Annotated in this window: 3 protein-coding genes; all 3 read left to right on the forward strand. The window is 61.0% G+C overall.

Annotation, left to right across the window (positions count from 1 at the left end; translation table 11 throughout):
• The first annotated feature begins 1,871 nt into the window (after window positions 1–1,871).
• The gene (locus BV907_RS18635; RefSeq protein WP_139346871.1) at window positions 1,872–2,921 is read left to right on the forward strand and encodes a hypothetical protein; all 1,050 of its coding nucleotides are present in this window, start codon (window positions 1,872–1,874) and stop codon (window positions 2,919–2,921) included.
• A gap of 1,285 nt (window positions 2,922–4,206) precedes the next feature.
• A complete protein-coding gene (locus BV907_RS19180; RefSeq protein WP_217697966.1) occupies window positions 4,207–4,593 on the forward strand; it encodes an SRPBCC family protein in 387 nt (128 codons plus the stop codon).
• 119 nt (window positions 4,594–4,712) lie between these two features.
• A complete protein-coding gene (locus tag BV907_RS17995) occupies window positions 4,713–5,057 on the forward strand; it encodes a DoxX family protein (RefSeq protein WP_077491123.1) in 345 nt (114 codons plus the stop codon).
• The last annotated feature ends 321 nt before the right edge of the window (window positions 5,058–5,378 follow it).

A 5,378-nucleotide genomic window follows, 5' to 3' on the forward strand; every position in this document is an offset into this window, starting at 1 on the left:
CGCTCACCCATCCACCCAGCCAACCGCAGACTCGGCCTCGATCGGTTTAGCAACACGCCCTAGTACTTCAGTCGCGCTTTTTCGGGGTCTATCGGCGTATTTAACCGGGCCCCGGGGCGGGGCGCGTGTTAATCCTTGCCGGTGGACGAGGACCAGGCCCGAGGAGATCGCCTACTTCTTCTGCCACGCCCCCAAGCGCGAGGCCGGGCAGGACCATGCCAGGTCCGCCAGTACACCGGCTGGTACCGGCACATCCCCCTCTCCATGCTCGCCCACGCCTTCCTGACCGCCATCAAGGCCAAAGAGGGGGCGCCAGATACGGCAAGCCAGAGCTCGTAACGCTCTCCCTGCCCGAAATCCGGCGCCTCATCACCCGCCCCGCCTGGGCCTCCGTCCCGGACCCCGGACACATCCTCCAGCGTGCACGCTGGCGCCGAAAGCATCAACACAATGCCAGACGACATCACTACCGGAAACGAGAAAGCCGACGACAAACGCGACTGTAGTACTAGCCGGAGGCTGGCTACGGCCGGAGGGCGCGCAGGGTGCACGAATCCTTCAGATTGCTCTCGACTTCAGCCTGGGTGCCCCGGGGGGTGAGCACGTCCTGTCGGCTCGGACCAACATCATCTGAGCATCCTCCACAACCCACTAGCATGGTCGACCACAACGGAATCGACGTCTGATGAATTGCCGTTACGGAAAGGCTCATGCCTCGAATCGAGGGCTTCGCCCGACTTCATCTCCTGGGAGGTGGAATGAAATGCGGCGTGTTAGCGGTGCATTCCCCAACCGCAGAGAGGGAGACTTCTAGGTCAGGGATCTGTCTTGTGAATTGGAGGTTCAGGCACCCCAATGTCTGTCCCGAGTCGTCGCTGACGACCCACAAATGCGGCGAGTCGTCACTCGAAGTGATGACTGTTGTCCGAGCCCCCGACAAGAGGGTGGATGGACGGTAGAAGACTCCGCAGCCCTGCGGGTCGCATTCGCGAAGGACCACTGGTCCAGGCGTGTCATTCACCACGACGGCATCAAATCGATACGGGACAGGGTCAACGGGGCGATAAAGGAAGAGCGCGGAGACCATCCAGAACGCGATTCCTGCCAGGAGGAGACTGCTAGCAAGCACGGCGGCCACAATGGCGATCGGGTGACGAGACACTTGGGCGACCATCGTGCGAACTCCTGTCTGTTCGTTCATCTTGGATCCAACTTGCTTGTGGATCAAGACTCTCATGGGCTCGCGGGACTCCAAGGGTCAAGCCAGGGCCCGAAGTGACTTGTGGCCGGCGGCGTTCCCTCATATGATCCTCGCACCGCTGAAGCGTCATGGGGGGATTGAACGCTTTCCGCCCCCTGAGCCGCCCCTTGCATCCAGCAATTCAGCGGAGATTTCGTGATCGGGGGACTCATTGAAATTCGCTCTTCGGCGCCGCCATTCCGTCGCAATTTTTCTGGCAGCATGCCTTTCGACTCCAAGCGCGCTCGGCCCATTGGCTGCCAATGCGGCAACGGTCACGGGGCAACGGATCACTTCGGAAATCGGACCATCTTGGACAGCCTCGTATGCCCGACAGAATTGGCCGCCCGGGCTGGAGACCGTGGTATTGGCCAGAGCCCAGTATCCCGGGGCCATCGCGATCGCCACGCCTTTGGCAGCACGTCTAGGCGTTCCACTGCTCATTGCAGACGGATCGGGTGGAGCCCAGGATGCCGAGACCTACGCAGCACTCGACGCCCTGAGACCCCAGAAAGCGCTCCTCATCGGGCCCGACTGGTCTCCCAAGCATCCAATCTACGGGGCGTCGCGCAAAGGGTGACTACTACGGACTGGATTAACGGGACCTGGCCTCACGGGGTTATCGCAGGTGGTGGCGCAGCAATTCACCACAGCAGGCGATGCAGCCATTCTTGCCGCTGGTGGCACGGTTGACATGGTCACCGCGGCCAGCGCAGCTTCGGCACTGAAGGTGCCGTTGATTCTTACACAGCCCGGATATAGCACGTTCTCTGATGGGGCAGTGAATGAAATAAAGAGGCTAGGCACCAAGCGAGTCCATCAAGTGGGGACGGTTCCCAACGCCGATCTCGAACCCGTCGCCAAAGCGCTAACGGGCGCAAGCATCGACTTGTCGCCCCTGAACGGACAGACACCCGAAGCGCGGAACGCCTCTATGGGAGTCCTTCTCGAGTCAAAGAACATCGACAGCTCGAAGGTCTTCGTCGGTTCGAGCTCGAGCTGGCCCACTGGCCTGAACGGGATGCTTGCAGTCGCCCGGGACGGCGCATTCCTCCATCTTGCCCTTGGCCCTGACACAGTTCCGGAGGATCTCCGTCAGCTGGTATCGGCCTGGGGACCGGAGGCAAAGAAGATCGTGCTGCTGGGCGGCGCAGCTCAGCTCTCAGCATCCTTCGAGTCCTCAATCCGGAACGCGATCCAGCCGCGTACCCCGAGGCCGCAGTTCTCCATTCAAGGCTTCACCAAGACCGCCCAAGGCACCACTTCTCTATCCCTGACACCGCAATCCGGCGCTACTGCGTATTCTGTCTACGACCTCGAAGGGGCTCAGGTCTTTACCGGCCCGGCGCCAACGTTCGAGCTGCCCTCGCTGACTACGACATTCAAGGTCCAAGCTAAGAATGGCTCGCAGGTGATTGCCGAGCGAGACGTTCGAATCTCCGAGGGCAACGAGTCGACGGGCCAGGCAGAGAGAGTAGCCACCTCTGCCTACAGCGGAAGTTACCCTCAATTGGAGCGAAGCCGCCGCCGGCGGACCTCGTCCTCACAAGATCCTGCGGACCTCCGTCAGCCGAGCTCCCGATGGTTCACTCCAGCAGGATGGGCAGACGATGATCGGCATTACTTGCGCGGCGGAGTTCACAGACGCCTCGCCGACAGCAACAGTGCAGAACGTCGATAGCGTCGAAGCCTTCGGGAGCCCGACCGGCAATGCCTGCACTTCCGCGTCGGCTCCTCCTACCGAGGGCACCGACCGGACGCTGACGGGCCTCAATGTTCCCACCGGTCTCCCCGGATCCACCGGAGCCGCTTCGACATCCACGCTGTCCAAGAACAGCGGGGGTTCCATCCTGCAGAACGCAGTGACATCAGCAGCCGATTCTCCGGGCCCTCGCGCCACACCAACCCTGGGGGAGGCAGCGCTCCTTCGCGCCAAGTCCGAAGCCAAAACGAAACTCCGTCAAGACAACGGCGGAAGGCCCAGCGCCTCAACGTTTCGCGACAACTGCCTTCAGCCCCGTGCTCCCTTGGAAGTTTCGCTACCGTATGTTCCTTAGCCAGGGACGAGTACGTCCCGTTCCGTGGAACCCACAGGTCATGTATGGGGATGGCCGAGGATTTAGCGCCTGGAACGGAACCCATCGCACACAGGTCGACACGACGTTCTATTTCGACTCTAACTGGCAGACGACCGGAGCGACATTCGAGAAGAACGTCGGCCAAAGCATCGAGTACGACTGCCCGGGGGCCGATGAGTACATCGGCTGCACCGAAACGGGCCGACGAACGGCGCCGGACTCCGGCATCTCCACTATGTTCCAGCCCCGGACCTACTACCAGCCGTTTCCCTACGCTCAAGTCATTCACTCGGTTGGCGATCCCTTTCCGGTCAAGGGCCTGTCCTCATGGTGGGGCGATGTCTATGCTCCCCCATTCGATACATTGCCCAATACAACTACCTCCTCAATGGATTCTGGCTGTCGGGCGTGCTGGCATGCGCACCCGAACAAGAGATATGGGGCGGATTCGTGCCAGGCGAATGGCATCCGATCCTGCTTTACAGGCCCTTGTGCCCTCTCGCAGTCGGAGCAGCCGCTGGCCCCTTGCTCCCTTATGTGTTCAAGATGTGACTCGTTGTCTGCTCCTCGAAAAGGATCTATTGCGAGTCCTAATCACTGCCGTCGTAAATGACTAGGGGGAGGAGAACCTCGAGGTCAGGTTCTCCTCCCCCAAGTAAGACCTGTCGTCGGCCACGGCTATTGGAGCCATGAGATGTCAAGATTCCACCTCGAAACGGCGACACCAGCCCCTCCTGAGATCGTCTTCAACGCGTGCCTACACGTTGAGACTCATGTCGCTTCAATGACAAAGTCAAAGGAAAGGGTAATCGGCGGAGTCACCTCTGGCAAGCTCAAACTGGGGGACACCGTAGTCTCGAGGCAAGGCACTTCGGGTTGCTTTGGAGGATGACGGCTCTCATCACCGAATTCGATCCATTCACCTCTTTTGTTGACGAACAGATCAGGGGCCCATTCAAGTACTGGCGACACGAGCACTCCTTTGAAAGCGATGGCCGTGGCGGCACTGTGATGCATGACAGCATCGATTTCGCGGCTCCCCTTGGTCCTGTCGGGACCATCGTCGAACTGGGCATCCTCAACCGCTACTTGCCGAAGCTCATCCGCCATCGGAATGAGCACATCAAGGCCAGCATCCAGATGCGATGGGAATTGCAGGATTTGAAGACTGAGCTTCCTTCCAGCTATGGCGATTCCCCCGAATGCAGTCTTCGGCTCGAGGGGACGCAAAACTATGCGGACCCCGATCCTCAGCCTGACCTAAGGGAAACATAGCCGCTTGGCGTCTGGCCTTCGTGCCGCCTCATGAAGCCGTTTTCCTCTCACGGCAACTGCCGGTTCAAAAGATGTAAGGCCCCGACTAGTTGACGGAGTCCAGTGAAGTAACACCACTCATGTTCATTGCAGCAGCCATCCTCAGCGTCCTCTTCTCGGCCGTCCTCGCCTTTTCAGCAGTCGGCAAGATCCGCAAAGATCCTCACCAGATGGCCGTCCTGGAGGTTGTGAAAGCAACCACGGCGGCACCACTGCTCGCCGCTCTCGAACTCGCCGCCGCAGCTGGCCTGCTCGCCGGTCTGGTCTGGTGGCCCATCGGAATCGCAGCTGGCATCGGCGCCGTTCTTTACTTCGCTGGAGCGATCATTGCGCATCTGCGCGTCGGGGATCGCGCCGTGAGCGCTTCCGTCGTTCTGCTCGGAGTCAGCGTCGGCGTTGTCGTTCTCAGGGCCCTGCCGCTCTGAACCCGCTCTCGCAACAGGGAACACCCGTCAGGCCCCCCTCCTCCGGAACCCCGGGAAGGGGGAGGGGCCTGGGCCTGCCCGGCCTCGCCCTTGGCGGTCTGGAAGGTCTCCTCGATCGCCCAGCGGACACCGGCGATGCGGGCGAGGGTGCCGACTGCAGGTGTACAAGCCGACGGCAGGTATACAGAGCCAGTGCCGGGACGGCATCCTCACGGATGACGTCCCGGCACCTGGCGCCTGCTACGAGCCGCGGCCTACTTCAGCGTGAGCACCAGCTTGGGTGCGGCCGTGCTGCCGGCCTCCTTGGAGTTGAGGTCCAGG

Origin of the sequence: Sinomonas mesophila, from assembly GCF_001999765.1 — a bacterium.
Classification (GTDB): domain Bacteria; phylum Actinomycetota; class Actinomycetes; order Actinomycetales; family Micrococcaceae; genus Sinomonas; species Sinomonas mesophila.